This window comes from Aquimarina amphilecti (assembly GCF_900109375.1).
Lineage (GTDB): Bacteria > Bacteroidota > Bacteroidia > Flavobacteriales > Flavobacteriaceae > Aquimarina > Aquimarina amphilecti.
Genome location: NZ_FOAB01000002.1, coordinates 222,846 through 237,399, shown reverse-complemented (window position 1 = coordinate 237,399; position 14,554 = coordinate 222,846). Strand labels below are relative to the sequence as shown.

Annotated in this window: 12 protein-coding genes; 8 read left to right on the top strand and 4 right to left on the bottom strand. The window is 32.0% G+C overall.

The features are described from left to right. Window positions 1–6: 6 nt before the first annotated feature. Together BMY33_RS05480 and BMY33_RS05475 are read right to left on the bottom strand one after the other, a co-directional pair. Entirely contained in the window at window positions 7–405 is a 399-nt protein-coding gene (locus tag BMY33_RS05480) for a DoxX family protein (RefSeq protein WP_170837013.1), read from the bottom strand. Window positions 406–450: 45 nt separating this feature from the next. Then, window positions 451–1,605 (bottom strand): DNA polymerase III subunit, encoded by a 1,155-nt coding sequence (locus BMY33_RS05475; RefSeq protein ID WP_091406476.1) that lies wholly within the window; start codon window positions 1,603–1,605, stop codon window positions 451–453. A 204-nt stretch (window positions 1,606–1,809) separates the two neighbouring features. Between BMY33_RS05475 and BMY33_RS05470 the strand changes: the two genes are divergently transcribed. The 4 genes from BMY33_RS05470 to BMY33_RS05455 all read left to right on the top strand — a co-directional run bounded on the left by BMY33_RS05470 (window position 1,810) and on the right by BMY33_RS05455 (window position 8,126). Then, the gene (locus tag BMY33_RS05470; RefSeq protein ID WP_091406474.1) at window positions 1,810–2,997 is read left to right on the top strand and encodes a phosphoglycerate kinase; all 1,188 of its coding nucleotides are present in this window, start codon (window positions 1,810–1,812) and stop codon (window positions 2,995–2,997) included. Between the two features lie 218 nt (window positions 2,998–3,215). After that, a complete protein-coding gene (locus BMY33_RS05465) occupies window positions 3,216–4,847 on the top strand; it encodes a LysM peptidoglycan-binding domain-containing protein (protein ID WP_091406471.1) in 1,632 nt (543 codons plus the stop codon). A gap of 121 nt (window positions 4,848–4,968) precedes the next feature. Beyond that, window positions 4,969–5,952 (top strand): DUF4837 family protein, encoded by a 984-nt coding sequence (locus tag BMY33_RS05460; protein WP_091406469.1) that lies wholly within the window; start codon window positions 4,969–4,971, stop codon window positions 5,950–5,952. Window positions 5,953–5,999: 47 nt separating this feature from the next. After that, complete coding sequence (locus BMY33_RS05455) at window positions 6,000–8,126, top strand: Tex family protein (protein WP_091406467.1); 2,127 nt, start codon at window positions 6,000–6,002, stop codon at window positions 8,124–8,126. 77 nt (window positions 8,127–8,203) lie between these two features. On the opposite strand, the gene BMY33_RS05450 is transcribed toward BMY33_RS05455, so the two are convergent. Further along, on the bottom strand, window positions 8,204–8,533 hold the full coding sequence (locus BMY33_RS05450; RefSeq protein ID WP_091406465.1) for a hypothetical protein: 330 nt from the start codon (window positions 8,531–8,533) through the stop codon (window positions 8,204–8,206). 388 nt (window positions 8,534–8,921) lie between these two features. Further along, entirely contained in the window at window positions 8,922–9,113 is a 192-nt protein-coding gene (gene tatA / locus BMY33_RS05445) for a twin-arginine translocase TatA/TatE family subunit (RefSeq protein ID WP_027394483.1), read from the bottom strand. Window positions 9,114–9,322: 209 nt separating this feature from the next. On the opposite strand from tatA, the gene BMY33_RS05440 reads away from it, so the two are divergent. The 4 genes from BMY33_RS05440 to BMY33_RS05425 are packed head-to-tail and all read left to right on the top strand — an operon-like array spanning window position 9,323 to window position 14,416. Then, window positions 9,323–10,192: a M23 family metallopeptidase gene (locus BMY33_RS05440; protein ID WP_091406464.1), complete on the top strand. Its 870-nt coding sequence runs from the start codon at window positions 9,323–9,325 to the stop codon at window positions 10,190–10,192. A gap of 9 nt (window positions 10,193–10,201) precedes the next feature. Then, a complete protein-coding gene (locus BMY33_RS05435) occupies window positions 10,202–11,701 on the top strand; it encodes a GH3 auxin-responsive promoter family protein (protein ID WP_091406462.1) in 1,500 nt (499 codons plus the stop codon). A 25-nt stretch (window positions 11,702–11,726) separates the two neighbouring features. After that, window positions 11,727–13,418, top strand: a complete 1,692-nt coding sequence (locus BMY33_RS05430; protein WP_091406460.1) for a DUF6909 family protein — start codon at window positions 11,727–11,729, stop codon at window positions 13,416–13,418. Between the two features lie 5 nt (window positions 13,419–13,423). Next, window positions 13,424–14,416 (top strand): hypothetical protein, encoded by a 993-nt coding sequence (locus tag BMY33_RS05425; RefSeq protein WP_091406458.1) that lies wholly within the window; start codon window positions 13,424–13,426, stop codon window positions 14,414–14,416. Window positions 14,417–14,554 lie beyond the last annotated feature (138 nt).

Here is a 14,554-nt window from a genome sequence, read left to right as displayed (position 1 = left end):
CTTTTTTTATGAGGTAATTACATATAATCCAAAAACAGCTACTATAAAATAGCATGTAATAGTTAAAGCGCCTGGATAGTCCTTAGCAACTCGTTGACCAAACAGAAGCATTAAAAGAGTGATACATGCAGCGAACATTGCTGCAATTCCAAATCCAGTATGATTATCCATTATTAAATGATAAATACCGCCGATACAAAGTATCGAAGTTATGATTTCAATAATTAATATAGATCCTAAAAGTAACGGTACCATATTACTTAAAAATGTTTTTGAAAAATGTTCTTTTAACCAACCTAGATTCCCTTTCCAATCTGCAATCTTATCAATACCTGATTGTAAAAAAGTAATAAGTAAAAACAGTAAAATTGTAATCGAGACAATATGAGTCATAAAATTATCCATAAAATTGAGTTTAGTTTTGAGATAAACAATAAGTTCTAAAAAAGCCTACGAGACCTTTTTATGTAGTAATCTAGTAAGTTTAATAGAAAGGTCGGTCAAAATGATTTTAGCGTTACCATTACGTTCTATATGGTAAATTGCGTCTTGCAGTTCATTACTTATATCCATTATATTACCTCCATGAATAAATGGAGCGAAATTTTTAAGTTTAAAACCATTGGTTTTGGGTTGAAGAAATACAAGATCCTCCGCATTATAGTTTAATAATAACGCTTGCCTAAAAAAATCAAGACAATAATTCAGAAACCTCTTTTGCGTTTCTCTTCCAGAACCAGCAATAGATTCACTCCAACTAATTAAGTCATTAACTGCAGATTTATTTCCTTTAGCTCTAAAAGCTGTTCGTACCCATTGTATAAACCAATCTTCAAATTGTTCATCGCCACCATCATGATGCAATAAATGTAATGCTTTACTATAATCACCGTTTGCCTGGTGTGCAATCTTTAAAGCTTCTGTATCAGAAAGGTTTTCTGATGCTTTTAAAGCATCTTTTATTACCTGTTCGCCTAAAGGAGGAAAATGCAATACTTGACACCTAGATCTAATGGTTTGTATCAATTGCTCCTCATCCTCAGTAATTAATATGAAAACGGTTTTTTCAGGTGGTTCTTCAATTAGTTTAAGTAACTTATTAGAAGCAGCTATATTCATTTTATTAGCCATCCATATTAACATGACTTTATAACCACCTTCATAACTTTTTAAAGATAATTTCTTTACAACATCTAATGCTTCATCAACACCAATTTGCCCTTGTTTTTTTTCAATACCTAGAGAAAGGTACCAATCAAAAATGCTCCCGTAAGGGTTATCATTTATAAAAGTTCTCCATTCTTCAGCAAAGTGATTTGCGGTAGGATGTTTTTTTACTTTATCGTTAGTGGCAACTGGATACGCAAAATGTAAATCAGGATGCGCGAGATGATCAAATTTTATATTACAAGATGAATTACCTCCCGTATTTTCACCTCCAGTATTTTGACATAAAATATATTGAGCATATGCAATAGCCATTGGTAAAGTACCGCTACCACTTGGCCCTACGAAAAGTTGAGCATGAGGAATACGTCCTCTTTCTACACTTGTAGTAAGGTAACTTTTAATATGTGCAAGCCCCAATATTTCTGAAAAAAGCATAGAGCAAATATAATTTAATAATGCACAATATTTAACTAGGAGAATAGATATAAATAAAATGTGATTTTTTCATTGAAAAGCATCTTTTTGCTAAAAATCGATAAAAGTGGAAGTTTGCAGAAAAATTAGTTTAATTTTTCTAATAGTTTTCAGTGTTTTTGAGGAAATAAAATTATTTTCGTTTACCAAAATCAATCCAATCCGATGAAAACAATTAATGATTTCAATTTTGAAAATAAAAAAGCATTAATCAGAGTAGATTTTAATGTTCCCTTAGATGAAAATTTTAAAGTAACTGATAACACAAGAATTCAAGCTGCTAAACCAACTATTATTAAGGTATTAGAAGATGGAGGAAGCGCTGTTTTAATGTCGCATTTAGGTCGCCCTAAGGGAGTTCAGGAGGAGTTTTCATTAAATCATATCGTAGAACAAGTTGCAGATGTAATTGGAGTTCAGGTGAAATTTGTATCTAATTGTATAGGAGAGGAAGCAGAAGCTGCAGTTTCTCAGTTAAACCCAGGAGAGGTATTATTATTAGAAAACTTAAGATTTCATAAAGAAGAAACAGCTGGTGATACTAATTTTGCAGAACAACTATCAAAGCTAGGAGATGTTTATGTAAATGACGCTTTTGGAACAGCGCATAGAGCACATGCCTCTACAACTATAGTTGCTCAGTTTTTTCCGGAAAACAAGTGTTTTGGAAGTCTATTAGCAAAAGAAATCGAAAGTATTGATAAAGTACTTAAAAGTGGAGAAAAGCCAATTACAGCAGTTTTAGGCGGATCTAAAGTTTCTTCTAAAATCACAATTATAGAAAACATTTTAGACAAAGTAGATAACCTTATTGTAGGTGGTGGAATGACTTATACGTTTATCAAAGCGAAAGGAGGAAAAATAGGAGACTCTATTTGCGAAGATGATAAACAAGAATTAGCATTAGAGATTTTAAAGAAAGCTGAAGAAAAAGGAGTACAAATACATTTGCCAGTAGATGTGATAGGAGCAGATGCGTTTGATAACAATGCAAATACAAAAGCGATGAGTGTGGATGCAATTCCTGATGGATGGCAAGGACTTGATGCAGGACCAGAAACGATAAAGAATTTTCATCAAGTAATTTTAAATTCAAAAACAATACTTTGGAATGGACCTTTAGGTGTTTTCGAAATGGAAAACTTCGCTAATGGAACAATTGCTTTAGGACATTCTATAGCAGAAGCTACAGAAAAAGGAGCTTTTTCTCTTGTAGGTGGAGGGGATTCTGTTGCTGCAGTAAAACAGTTTGGATTTGGAGATAAGGTAAGTTATGTTTCTACGGGTGGTGGAGCCATGTTAGAAAGTTTAGAAGGAAAGACTCTTCCAGGTATAGCGGCAATTAAAAATTAACAATAGGCTAAAATGTTGTAAGAAAAGTCTTAATAAACCCAAAAGTTATTAAAAATCAGTCGTTTCGACTGATTTTTTTATGTTTTTAACTTGTTGATTTTTTGGATTTTAGAAAAAAAATACGACTTTCGCAGGAGTGTTGTTAATAACTTGTTGAAACATAACACTAATTGCACTTAAATATCCGTTAGTTTGAGTAATTGTAAACAATATCTGAAATGATTAAAAATTGTTGGTTTTATCTTAGTTTTCTTTTTTGTCTAGCTTCATTGCAAGCACAAGATACAATCCCATCCATTAGCACAAAAACGAAGCCATCAAGAATAGTAACACTTGATAAAGAATTAACTTTACAAAAAGATACTGTTCAGGTAGTCGATACCACCAAAGTCATTAGTGCGGTTGGTGAACTTAAAACAACTACGTTTACAAGGACAAGTGTTAAAGATAGTGTGATGTATGCAGTTAAGGATCATCCACAGTTAGCCAAGTTAGATTCTATATGGAAAGAGGAGTTGTATAATTCTAGTTTATTCGATACCATTTATAAATCAGTAACTGAATTAGATTATGAGCCCGTTCAATATGTAGATCTTCCTACGGATACGTTGAAGGCTAGATTAGCGGAATTAAATGCACGTACACCTTTTAACGTTGAATATAACACCTCATTAGAAAGTGTAATTAAGAACTACCTTAAAAATCGCCATGAGCATCTTGAGAGGTTAATGGCATTAAGTGAATTTTATTTCCCATTGTTCGAACAAGAATTAGATAATCAGAATATTCCTTTAGAAATAAAATACTTAGCGATTGTAGAATCTGCATTAAAACCTAGAGCCAAGTCAAGAGTAGGAGCAACCGGATTGTGGCAATTTATGTTTGGAACTGGAAAAATGTTTGGATTAGAGGTAAGCTCATATGTAGATGAACGGATGGATCCTATTATGGCTACTCAAGCTGCCTGTAAATATTTAGCTAGTCTTTATCGAGTATTTGGGGACTGGGATCTAGCATTAGCATCATATAATTCGGGACCAGGAAATGTAACAAAGGCAATCAGACGAAGTGGTGGTTATACAAATTATTGGAATATTCGTCATAACCTACCAAGAGAAACTGCAGGGTATTTACCAGCATTTTTAGCAACGATGTATATCTTTGAGTATGCAGAAGAACACGGTTTCAAACCAAGAAAACCTGAATTTGCATATTTCGAAACTGATACCATTAAAGTAAAGCAGATGATCACCTTGGATCAGGTTTCAGAAGTTATGGATATTAATATGGAAGAGTTACAGTTTTTAAATCCTTCTTATAAGCTAGATATAATTCCTCATATAAAGGATGAAAATTATGTGTTACGTTTGCCGTTAGATCAAGTAGGTAAATTTGTAGCTAATGAAAATCAAATATACGCACTAGCACAAGAAGAGTTTAATAAGAGAGAAAAACCACTGCCTAAGCTTATTGAAGCTAATGACAAGATAAGATATCGTGTGCGTAGTGGTGATTTTTTGGGAAAAATTGCTAGAAGATACGGAGTCCGTGTTAGCCAAATAAAAAGATGGAACGGATTACGAAGTAATAATCTTAGAATTGGACAGAGATTAACTATTTATCCACGTCGTCCCGTAGTTAGTAGACCAAAAAAGAAAACAAATACCAAAAAAGCCGTAGCAAGTACCAACCCCAGTAATTCTGAAACATATACAGTAAGGTCTGGTGATACTTTATGGAGTATTTCTCAAAAATTTAAAGGAGTTTCGATAGAGAACCTACGTAGTTGGAATAATATCAGTGGCACAGGAATTAAACCTGGTATGAAGCTAAAATTATCTAAATCTTAATCTTCGATTTTGTTTATTAAAAAGTGCAATTGGAACGGTTTATGATGTTATAACCCGAAGGATATCCGTTATCTGGATAGTATTATTTTTAATATTATAACATCCCAAGTATATTTGCATTATGAAAAAACTAGCTCTAGCCATTATTTGTGTATTCTGTATAGCAAGTTGTACAGAAACTAAAAAAAATACTTCAGAAAAAATAAAAGGTTCACTTGCACAATCTTTTGGTAAAATAAACGAACTATCTGTAATTATAGATAACGAACTTTGGACAGGTAGTTTAGGGGATACGATACGCAAGTATTTCGGAGCGGAAGTTCCTGGTTTACCACAAGAAGAACCAGTGTTTTCTATGAGACAACTTCCTACAGAAGCTTTTACCGGTTTATCTAGAAGAAATCGTACATTTCTTAAGATTCAAGAAGGAGAGGAGTCTAAAGTATATGTTGCAAACAATAAATATGCGACCCCACAATTGGGATATGTGATTACTGGAACTAGTCAGGATGAAATTATGCGTCTTATTCAAGAACGATCAGCAGATATGATCAAGAAGTATAAAAAACTGGAAATGAGAGAAAAACAATCTCGAATTAAAAAATCGGTAGAATATATTCCACAATTAAAAGAGAAAATGGGTATTACGCTAAAAATACCTTCTGCATATCGAATTGCTAATGAAGAAGATAAATTCTTTTGGTTACGTAAAGATATTACCAATGGAGATATGAACCTTATGATATACGAACTTCCTATGGGGAGTATTCCTAAAGACTCTAATACAATTGCTAAAATTATAAAAGTAAGAGACTCCGTAGGAATGCTAAAAATTCCTACTAATTCTGGGAAATTTATTACGGAAGAAGCATATGCGCCTTATCTTTATGAAACTAAGTTGGATGATAAATTTGCTTTCGAAACGAAAGGTACTTGGGAAATTAAGGATCGTTATATGGCAGGACCTTTCGTTAATTACGTAATTGATGATGTAGCTAACGATCGACAGCTTGTAATAGAAGGGTTTGTTTTAGCCCCATCCGTAAGAAAAAGAAATTTTATGTTCGAATTAGAAGCGATCATCAAGTCTATTAAATTTGAGTAGAAATAGGTAATTTTATAATATATTTAGCGGTTCAAAAAATGTAACCAATGAATATTGTTTCTTTTATTTCTAAACAGGTTCCTGTTTCAGAAAAGCAAATCAACAAAACCATCGAATTACTAAATGATGGCGCTACTATTCCATTTATTTCCAGATATCGTAAGGAAATGACTGGTAATTTGGATGAGGTTGAGATAGGTGAAATTGTAAAGTATAAAACAGCATTTGAAGCCTTACAAAAAAGAAAAGAAAGTGTTCTTACTTCAATTAAAGAACAGGAGGCGCTAACACCAGAGTTACAAAAACGTATAGAAACTGCACAAACGTTGTCTGAAGTAGAGGATCTTTATCTTCCTTATAAGAAAAAGAGAAAAACAAAAGCAACCGTTGCTAAGGAGCAAGGTCTCGAACCTTTGGCTAAAATAATCATGGAACAACGAGAAGAGGAGATTCTATTTGTTGCTTCTAGATATATTAATGACACAATTATCAATGAAGAATTAGCACTACAAGGAGCAAGAGATATTATTGCAGAATGGGTAAATGAAAATGAAAAGATTAGAAATAGACTTCGTAGATTATATCAACGTAGAGCTGCAATAAGTTCTGCGGTCATTAAAACTAAAAAAGATGAAGATGAGGCGCAGAAGTACCAACAATATTTTGAGTGGGAAGAACCATTACATAAATGCCCTTCTCATCGATTATTAGCTATTCTTAGAGCCGAAAACGAAAAGATAGTAAGGGTAAAAATTACTGTCCCTGAAAATGATGCTTTAGATATTATTGATGATGTAGTGATTAAATCTAATGTAGAAGCTTGTACAGATCAACTATTTTTGGCAATTGCGGATGCATATAAAAGATTACTAACACCAGCGATTTCTACTGAAGTGTTAAACCAAGCAAAAGAAGGTGCAGATGCAAATGCAATTAAAGTGTTTGCACAAAATTTAAAACAATTATTGTTAGCATCTCCTTTAGGTCAGAAACGCATACTAGCATTAGATCCAGGTTTTAAATCTGGGTGTAAAGTTGTTTGCTTGGATAAGCAAGGAGGTTTACTTCATAACGAAAACATCTATCCGCATCCCCCACAACGGGAAACAACCAACGCTATAAAAAAGATTAAATCTTTAGTTAATGCTTATAAAATTGAAGCAATTGCGATAGGAAATGGTACTGCAGCAAGAGAAACAGAAGCTTTTATCAAAAAAATCCCATTTGAAGGGCAAATTCAGGTTTTTATGGTTAATGAAAGTGGCGCATCTGTATATTCTGCCTCAAAAATTGCTAGAGCAGAGTTTCCTAGTTATGATGTAACAGTTCGTGGTGCCGTATCTATTGGCAGACGATTAGCAGATCCATTAGCAGAATTGGTGAAAATTGACCCTAAGGCAATAGGAGTTGGACAGTATCAACACGATGTAGATCAGATCAAACTAAAAAATGAATTAGATACAGTGGTAATGAGTTGTGTAAACAGTGTAGGTATTAACGTAAATACAGCGAGTGCTCCATTACTAAGTTATGTGTCCGGAATAGGTGATAAGCTTGCGGAAAACATTGTTAATTATAGATCAGAAAATGGTGCATTAGCATCTAGAGAGCAATTAAAAAAAGTACCTCGACTTGGAGGAAAGGCTTATGAACAAGCTGCGGCTTTTTTAAGAATCACGGAACCTAATAATCCATTAGATAACTCAACTGTGCATCCAGAAAGATATAAGTTGGTTTCTAAGATGGCAAAAGATGTAGGAGTTTCATTAAAAGAGTTAATAGGAAATAAGGTTGCAATTACTAAAATTAGATTACAAGATTATATTTCAGAGGATGTGGGGTTACCTACATTAACAGATATTGTAAAAGAATTAGAAAAGCCAGGTGTAGATCCTAGAAAAAAGGCAACTGTTTTTGAGTTTGATCCGAATGTAAAGACAATAAATGATTTAAAATCAGGAATGAAATTACCCGGAATAGTAAATAACATTACTAATTTTGGTTGTTTTGTCGACATTGGTATTAAGGAAAGTGGATTAATCCATATTTCTAAACTTGCTAATGAGTTTATAAGTGATGTAAACGCTGTGGTTCAATTAAACCAGCATCTTATGGTTACTGTAATGAGTGTGGACCTATCTAGAAAGAGAATTCAACTCTCTTTGGTAGATTAGATACTTCTAATAAAGTCAAAAAAAATACTCCTTTTAGTTTAAAAGGAGTATTTACTATATTTTTATATGCCCTGTAATTATGGTAGTAAACTTGCAGTAGCATTTTTTTGAGTGATTTTTGTATTTTCCTTTTTGTCTAAAAGATTTGTCAATCTTGTTGTTTTTTGAGTATCAGTATTAAAACCGTTCTTTTCTAGTAACAAGTTATAGAAATCTTTTTTGGTAGTGTTTGTAACTTCTTTTTTGTTTTCCTTAATAGTAATATCAAAGTTATTTGCCTTTATAAGAGCATTATAAAAATCTAATTTTGATGCCTTAACAGTAGTCGTGTTTTGATTAGTAGTCTCTTGTGCACTAATAGTTGAGAAAGAAAATAAAATTACGATGGTAAAAAATATAGTTTTCATAGTTTGGGGCTTTATGAAGTTACTTACTTATTTGATTCAAATTTAGCACGAAATAATGGTGTAATAAAACATATGAATAACTTTTAGATGAAGTGGTTTTTTATTTCGACGAAATACACAAATTTTATGGTTTTACCGTAGTTTTTAAATGTTTTTTGTGTCAAAAAATGATTATTTCCCACATTTATATATGAAAATTAGATCATTTTATACTGTTAATGAGTAGTTTGTGAAATAAATTAGAAAGTCAATCAATATTTTTGCAGATTGTTAACAACTGTAGTTTTTTGGTTACTTAAGATAGACTTTTAAGGAAACAAGCAATTTCTTTAATAAAAAAAGCCCGACTTATTTAAGTCAGGCTTTTTTATTACTATATAACTATAGATTACTTTTTCTCTTCTATTTTATTAGGATCTTCTTCCTCTTTAGAAGCATCTTTAAATTCTTTTATTCCGCTTCCTAAACCTCTCATCAATTCTGGAATTTTTTTACCTCCGAATAAAAGCAAAACCACAGCAACAATTAATGCAATTTGCCACGGACCTAACATTCCTAAAAATACACTTAATGACATCATGTTCTTAAATTTAGAATACAAAGTTAATAAGATTTAGGTAAAAAAGGCATTTTTAGACCGCTAAAAACTTCTTTTAAGAGAATATTCACACCTTAGAATAAGACTATTCACTTTTAAATAACGTTTTAATATAAAATTTGGCATTTTTATCCGCAAGGAGAATATGTATATTTGCGTAACAAACATAACTGTCGATATTAGATTGATGTATGGCTAAGAAGAAAAAAGAACAAAAAAGAATTACTAAGAAGCTATTAAATAAGTATCGATTAGTAATTCTTAATGAAGATACTTTTGAGGAACGAATATCCTTTAAGCTTACTAGGCTAAATGTATTTGTATTGTTAATGATTACTTCTATTGTTTTGGTTTCTTGCACAACTATCTTAATTGCTTTTACACCATTAAGAGAATATATTCCAGGATATTCTTCTACATCGCTGAATCAAAAGGCAACAAGGTTGGTTTCTACAGCCGATTCATTAGAAACGGTACTGTCAGTTAATCAAGAATATTATAATTCTATTAAAAAAGTACTTACAGGAGATGTTAAAACTGTTGAGTTTGATATTGATTCTGCTGTACAGTCTCAGAAATTAAACCCTGATGAGGTAGACTTAAATCCGTCTGAACAAGATATAAAACTTAGAGAAGAGGTATCTAGAGAGGATAAATACAGTTTGTTCGAAAGCGAAAAATCGAGTACTGATTTTTCACTTTTCCCACCTGTTAAAGGAAGTATTACCTCTAAGTATAATGTGAATGAAAAGCATTATGCAATTGATGTTGCTGTGCCAAAAGATACTCCAATTAAAGCTGCAGCGGCCGGAACGGTAATTTTTGCAGAATGGACTTCAGAAACTGGACACGTGATTATATTAGAACATGGTAATAGTTTACTAACCGTATATAAGCATAATGCTTCACTAACAAAACAGCAAGGTGAATTAGTGAAGTCAGGAGAAGTTATTGCAACAGCTGGGTCTACAGGAGAACTTTCTACCGGACCTCACTTGCATTTTGAATTATGGAGAGATGGATATCCGACAGATCCATCAAAGTTTATTGATTTTGAATAATAAGATACAATGTCTATTAAAACATTAGGGGCTAAAATTTTTGCAAAACATATTCGCAAAAAGATAAATAAATGGGCTAGCAATCCTGTGATTACACAAAAACGTGTTTTTGATAATTTAATAAACTCAGCTAGTAATACTGCTTTTGGGAAGGATCACGATTTTGCTAGTATAAAAAATCATGATGATTTTATTAAAAAAGTACCTGTTCGTGATTATGAACAATTACGTCCGTATGTAGATAGGGTCGTAAAGGGAGAAAATGATGTCTTGTGGCCAGGGAAACCTATATATTTTGCTAAAACTTCGGGTACTACTAGTGGTGTAAAATATATTCCTTTAACATCGGATTCAATGCCAACGCATATCAGGGCAGCTAGGAATGCAATTTTATGTTACGTAGAAGAAAGTAAGAGAGCAGCTTTTGTAGATGGAAAAATGATATTTCTACAAGGAAGTCCAGAGCTTGTGGAAAAGAATGGAATCAATTTAGGTCGACTTTCAGGTATTGTTGCACATTATGTTCCAAAATATCTCCAGAAAAATAGATTACCAAGTTGGGAAACGAATTGTATTGATGATTGGGAAACAAAGGTAGATGCCGTTGTAGAAGAAACCGTTAATGAAAATATGACGATTATTAGTGGGATTCCTCCTTGGGTACAAATGTATTTTGAAAAACTTAAAAAGAAGACGGATAAACCCATTGGTGAGCTTTTTAAAAATTTTGAATTATTTATATATGGAGGTGTAAATTTTGAACCGTATAAAGCAACTTTTGAAAAATTAATCGGAAGAAAAGTTGCCAGTATTGAACTATATCCAGCTTCTGAAGGTTTTTTTGCTTTTCAGGATAAACAGAATGAAAAGGGAATGCTGTTACAATTGGATTCCGGAATGTTTTATGAATTTATAAAAGCAGATGAGTATTTTGAAGAAAACTCAAAACGATTAACGATAGGAGAAGTTGAGGTTGGAGTAAATTATGTAATGCTTATTTCTTCTAATGCAGGTTTATGGTCATATAACATTGGCGATACCGTTATGTTTACAGGTACATCACCATACAGATTGGTAGTTTCGGGAAGAATAAAACACTTTATTTCTGCTTTTGGAGAACATGTAATAGGGAAAGAAGTAGAACAGGCAATTAAAGAAGCAACTGAAGCAACAGGCATGACGATTAAAGAGTTTACAGTTGCTCCACAAATTAATCCTGAGGATTCTGAATTGCCATATCACGAGTGGTTTGTAGAATTTCAGGAAACTCCACAAAACATAGATAATTTTGCTATTGAGATTGATAATTCTTTACGAAAACAAAATACATATTATGACGATCTTATAGTTGGTAATGTGTTAAGAACATTAAAGGTTAGATCCGTTCCCAAAGATGGTTTTAATTTGTATATGAAATCTATAGGTAAATTGGGAGGGCAAAATAAGTTGCCAAGGCTTTCTAATGATAGAAAGATTGTAGATTCCTTAGGAATCAGTATAGGTAAATAAGTTATATATTTGTTAGGAAAAATTTATGACAAGTCAAAAATTAAAAGGAAGAACAAGAGCACAGGAAAGTTCCAGCGCAATAGAACGCATGTATATTACAATGCGACATTTATTCAATAGAGGTTTTTATAAACCGATGGGAGTTTCTGGTGATACTTTAAGAGAAGGATTGCTTACGCTTCGACCAGAAATTTATGGTTCTGTTGCTGAGGAAAAAGTAGAATTAGATGGTTTGTTGTATGTAATTGATCGTTTACCAATTGGTATTGAAGAGTGTAGATATATAAATCTTACTAGTGAAGAAGGTTATAAAGACTCTCATTTTAAAGCGATTGTCCCTCCAAAAAGAAGAAGAAACTGCTACAGGATTGATGAAGAGCAGATGAATATAGAGATTACTCGAGGTAGATCCGAGATATATGATATTCTTACCCATTTAACATTTTTATTTGTAGAATCTCATAAGATAATGAATCGAGTGGTGATTAATGAAGAAGGAAATGTTACAAGGGATTGGGATAAATTAGAAAAAGCTGTTTCTTCTAAAAAAGAACTTACCAAGGCGCAAAGAGAAGTTGCACTTACACATACAGCAAATATTTTAGGAAGAACTTTTCAGGAGGTGACTTCTATTTACAATAGCTTTTCTTGCCCTGAAAATAAAGAGCGATTTCTTCATATAATATACTGGTTAGGTAAGTTAGCTATTGATGAATCTGTTAATGAAAATAAAAGGATTGTTACTTTTAGTCCAGTTCTAAGAGAACGTTTAGGACATCATATTCATGGAGAAAGATGGGCAAATAGTATCAAAAACAAGTTAGAAGAGCTAGACCTGTTGGATAGACCGATACATGTTATAAGTGCCAATATGCATAGTGTAATGAACACAATGTATGCTCCAATTGCTTTAAAAACAGAATTAAAGAATAAAACTACTTTTGATATTTATGAGTTGCTAAGTGAAGATAAAAGTGACAAGTTAAGAGCTAAGGTGGAAAAATTGGCGTTACAGAAAGGGATGACTTACATAGAAGATCAAAGCGGAACTAATATAAATGTTCAGATTTTCGATAGTGCTAATTATACGGGTGATACCTATGCTTCATTCATAAAAGATGTTAAGAAAGAAGATAAACCAGTGATTATAGTAATGGATTATGCTTTTGGAGAACAGGCATATGAAACAATGGATGAACTTTTGAAACCTTATGTTAAACCTGATGGAGTAAAATATTTGAATGTCAAATCTGTTTCCCTAATGGGAAAAGCGGGTATTTTAGAAGGAGGAAAAGGTGATATTATGATACCGTCCGCTCACGTTTTTGAAGGTACTGCTGACAATTATCCTTTTGATAATGGATTAAAGAAGGAGGACTTAGAAGGTCAAGGTATAGATATATATGAAGGAGCAATGATAACTGTATTAGGGACATCATTGCAAAACAGAGATATTTTAAAGTTTTTTCACGATTCTACTTGGAATGTTATAGGATTAGAAATGGAAGGGGCTCATTATCAAAAAGCCATTCAATCTGCTTCTAAGTTAAGAGGTAGTATAAGTTCTGATGTAAAAGTGAATTATGCTTATTACGCTTCTGATAATCCATTAGAAACAGGAAGTACATTAGCATCAGGAGGATTAGGGACTACAGGAGTAAAACCTACATATTTGATTACCGAAAAGATTTTAGAGCAAATATTTAAAGAAGGATAAGAATAATGACCCAGGAAAAAACAAATAATATAGAAATAGATCTAGGGCAATTTTTTAAATCTATTATAAAAGGGCTGAAGGGTTTATTAAAACTTTTGATAAAAGCTTTGTTGTTTTATAAGAAAAAATGGGTTTTGTTTTTAATTTTACTTGTTTTAGGTGCTGTCGGTGGTTATTTTATAGAGAAGACTTTAGTTTTAAATAAGAGACATAAACAAGAAATTATTCTAGCTCCTAAATATAGTACTATTCCTTACATATATGATTTTGTTAAAAACTTGAATATTAAATTTAAGGATAAATTATTCTTAAAAGAAATAGATTTACATTCTTCAGATTTAAAGTATCTTAAAAAGGTTACTATAGAACCTATAATCGAGTCTAAAGATGTTATAGATAAATTACAAATCATTTATCCTGGTCAAAATTATTTTAATAAATTTATGGAAGGTTATGAAAATGAGGCTTTAAAAAGTGGGAAGTACAAGAGTTTTTATAAAAACCATAAATTGACCTTAGTATTTAAAAATGAGAATAAGAATAATACCAAGATTTCTAGACAATTATTGAGTTTTATCAGCAAGAATGAATATTACATTAAAGAACTTTCTTTGATACAAAAACAGACAAAATCTAATTTAGAAAAGAATAAAAAAACGTTGATTTTTATTGAGGACTATTTAGATAGGTTAAATAAAAACCCCATTTCTGAATCAAAGGATGTAATAGTCTTAGGGGATGAATCGAAAATACCTACAATAGCCTCTTTAATAGATAAGAAAGCATTTTTATTGGGAACAATTAATGACCAGGAAAAAACTCTGGAACTAGATACTAACTTGGTAGATGTTATAGATTATGGTAATATTGTTAGGGACGCATTAGGAATACATAAACGACTAATTGTATTATTGCCTGTTTTTCTTTGCTTTTTTGTGTCGTTTGTTTTTTTAATAAAAAACTCCTCTAAAAAATTAGAAAATTTTATTAATAATTAAGTTTATGTTTAAAAGTGTACTAGTAACTGGAGGAGCGGGATTTATAGGTTCAAATGGTTAGGGTAAATTTTGTTTATTGTAACAATTTAAGTTTCTTTTCTATTGCTTTAGGTGTTATTGTTAGTTAAAGAATTTTTT

Bases quoted from the DNA above. Each gene is read 5' to 3' on its own strand.
- BMY33_RS05475 (WP_091406476.1), bottom strand. From the start codon at position 1,605: ATGCTTTTTTCAGAAATATTGGGGCTTGCACATATTAAAAGTTACCTT.
- BMY33_RS05440 (WP_091406464.1), top strand. From the start codon at position 9,323: ATGGCTAAGAAGAAAAAAGAACAAAAAAGAATTACTAAGAAGCTATTA.
- BMY33_RS05450 (WP_091406465.1), bottom strand. From the start codon at position 8,533: ATGAAAACTATATTTTTTACCATCGTAATTTTATTTTCTTTCTCAACT.
- BMY33_RS05430 (WP_091406460.1), top strand. From the start codon at position 11,727: ATGACAAGTCAAAAATTAAAAGGAAGAACAAGAGCACAGGAAAGTTCC.
- BMY33_RS05435 (WP_091406462.1), top strand. From the start codon at position 10,202: ATGTCTATTAAAACATTAGGGGCTAAAATTTTTGCAAAACATATTCGC.
- BMY33_RS05455 (WP_091406467.1), top strand. From the start codon at position 6,000: ATGAATATTGTTTCTTTTATTTCTAAACAGGTTCCTGTTTCAGAAAAG.
- BMY33_RS05460 (WP_091406469.1), top strand. From the start codon at position 4,969: ATGAAAAAACTAGCTCTAGCCATTATTTGTGTATTCTGTATAGCAAGT.
- tatA (WP_027394483.1), bottom strand. From the start codon at position 9,113: ATGATGTCATTAAGTGTATTTTTAGGAATGTTAGGTCCGTGGCAAATT.
- BMY33_RS05470 (WP_091406474.1), top strand. From the start codon at position 1,810: ATGAAAACAATTAATGATTTCAATTTTGAAAATAAAAAAGCATTAATC.
- BMY33_RS05480 (WP_170837013.1), bottom strand. From the start codon at position 405: ATGGATAATTTTATGACTCATATTGTCTCGATTACAATTTTACTGTTT.
- BMY33_RS05425 (WP_091406458.1), top strand. From the start codon at position 13,424: ATGACCCAGGAAAAAACAAATAATATAGAAATAGATCTAGGGCAATTT.
- BMY33_RS05465 (WP_091406471.1), top strand. From the start codon at position 3,216: ATGATTAAAAATTGTTGGTTTTATCTTAGTTTTCTTTTTTGTCTAGCT.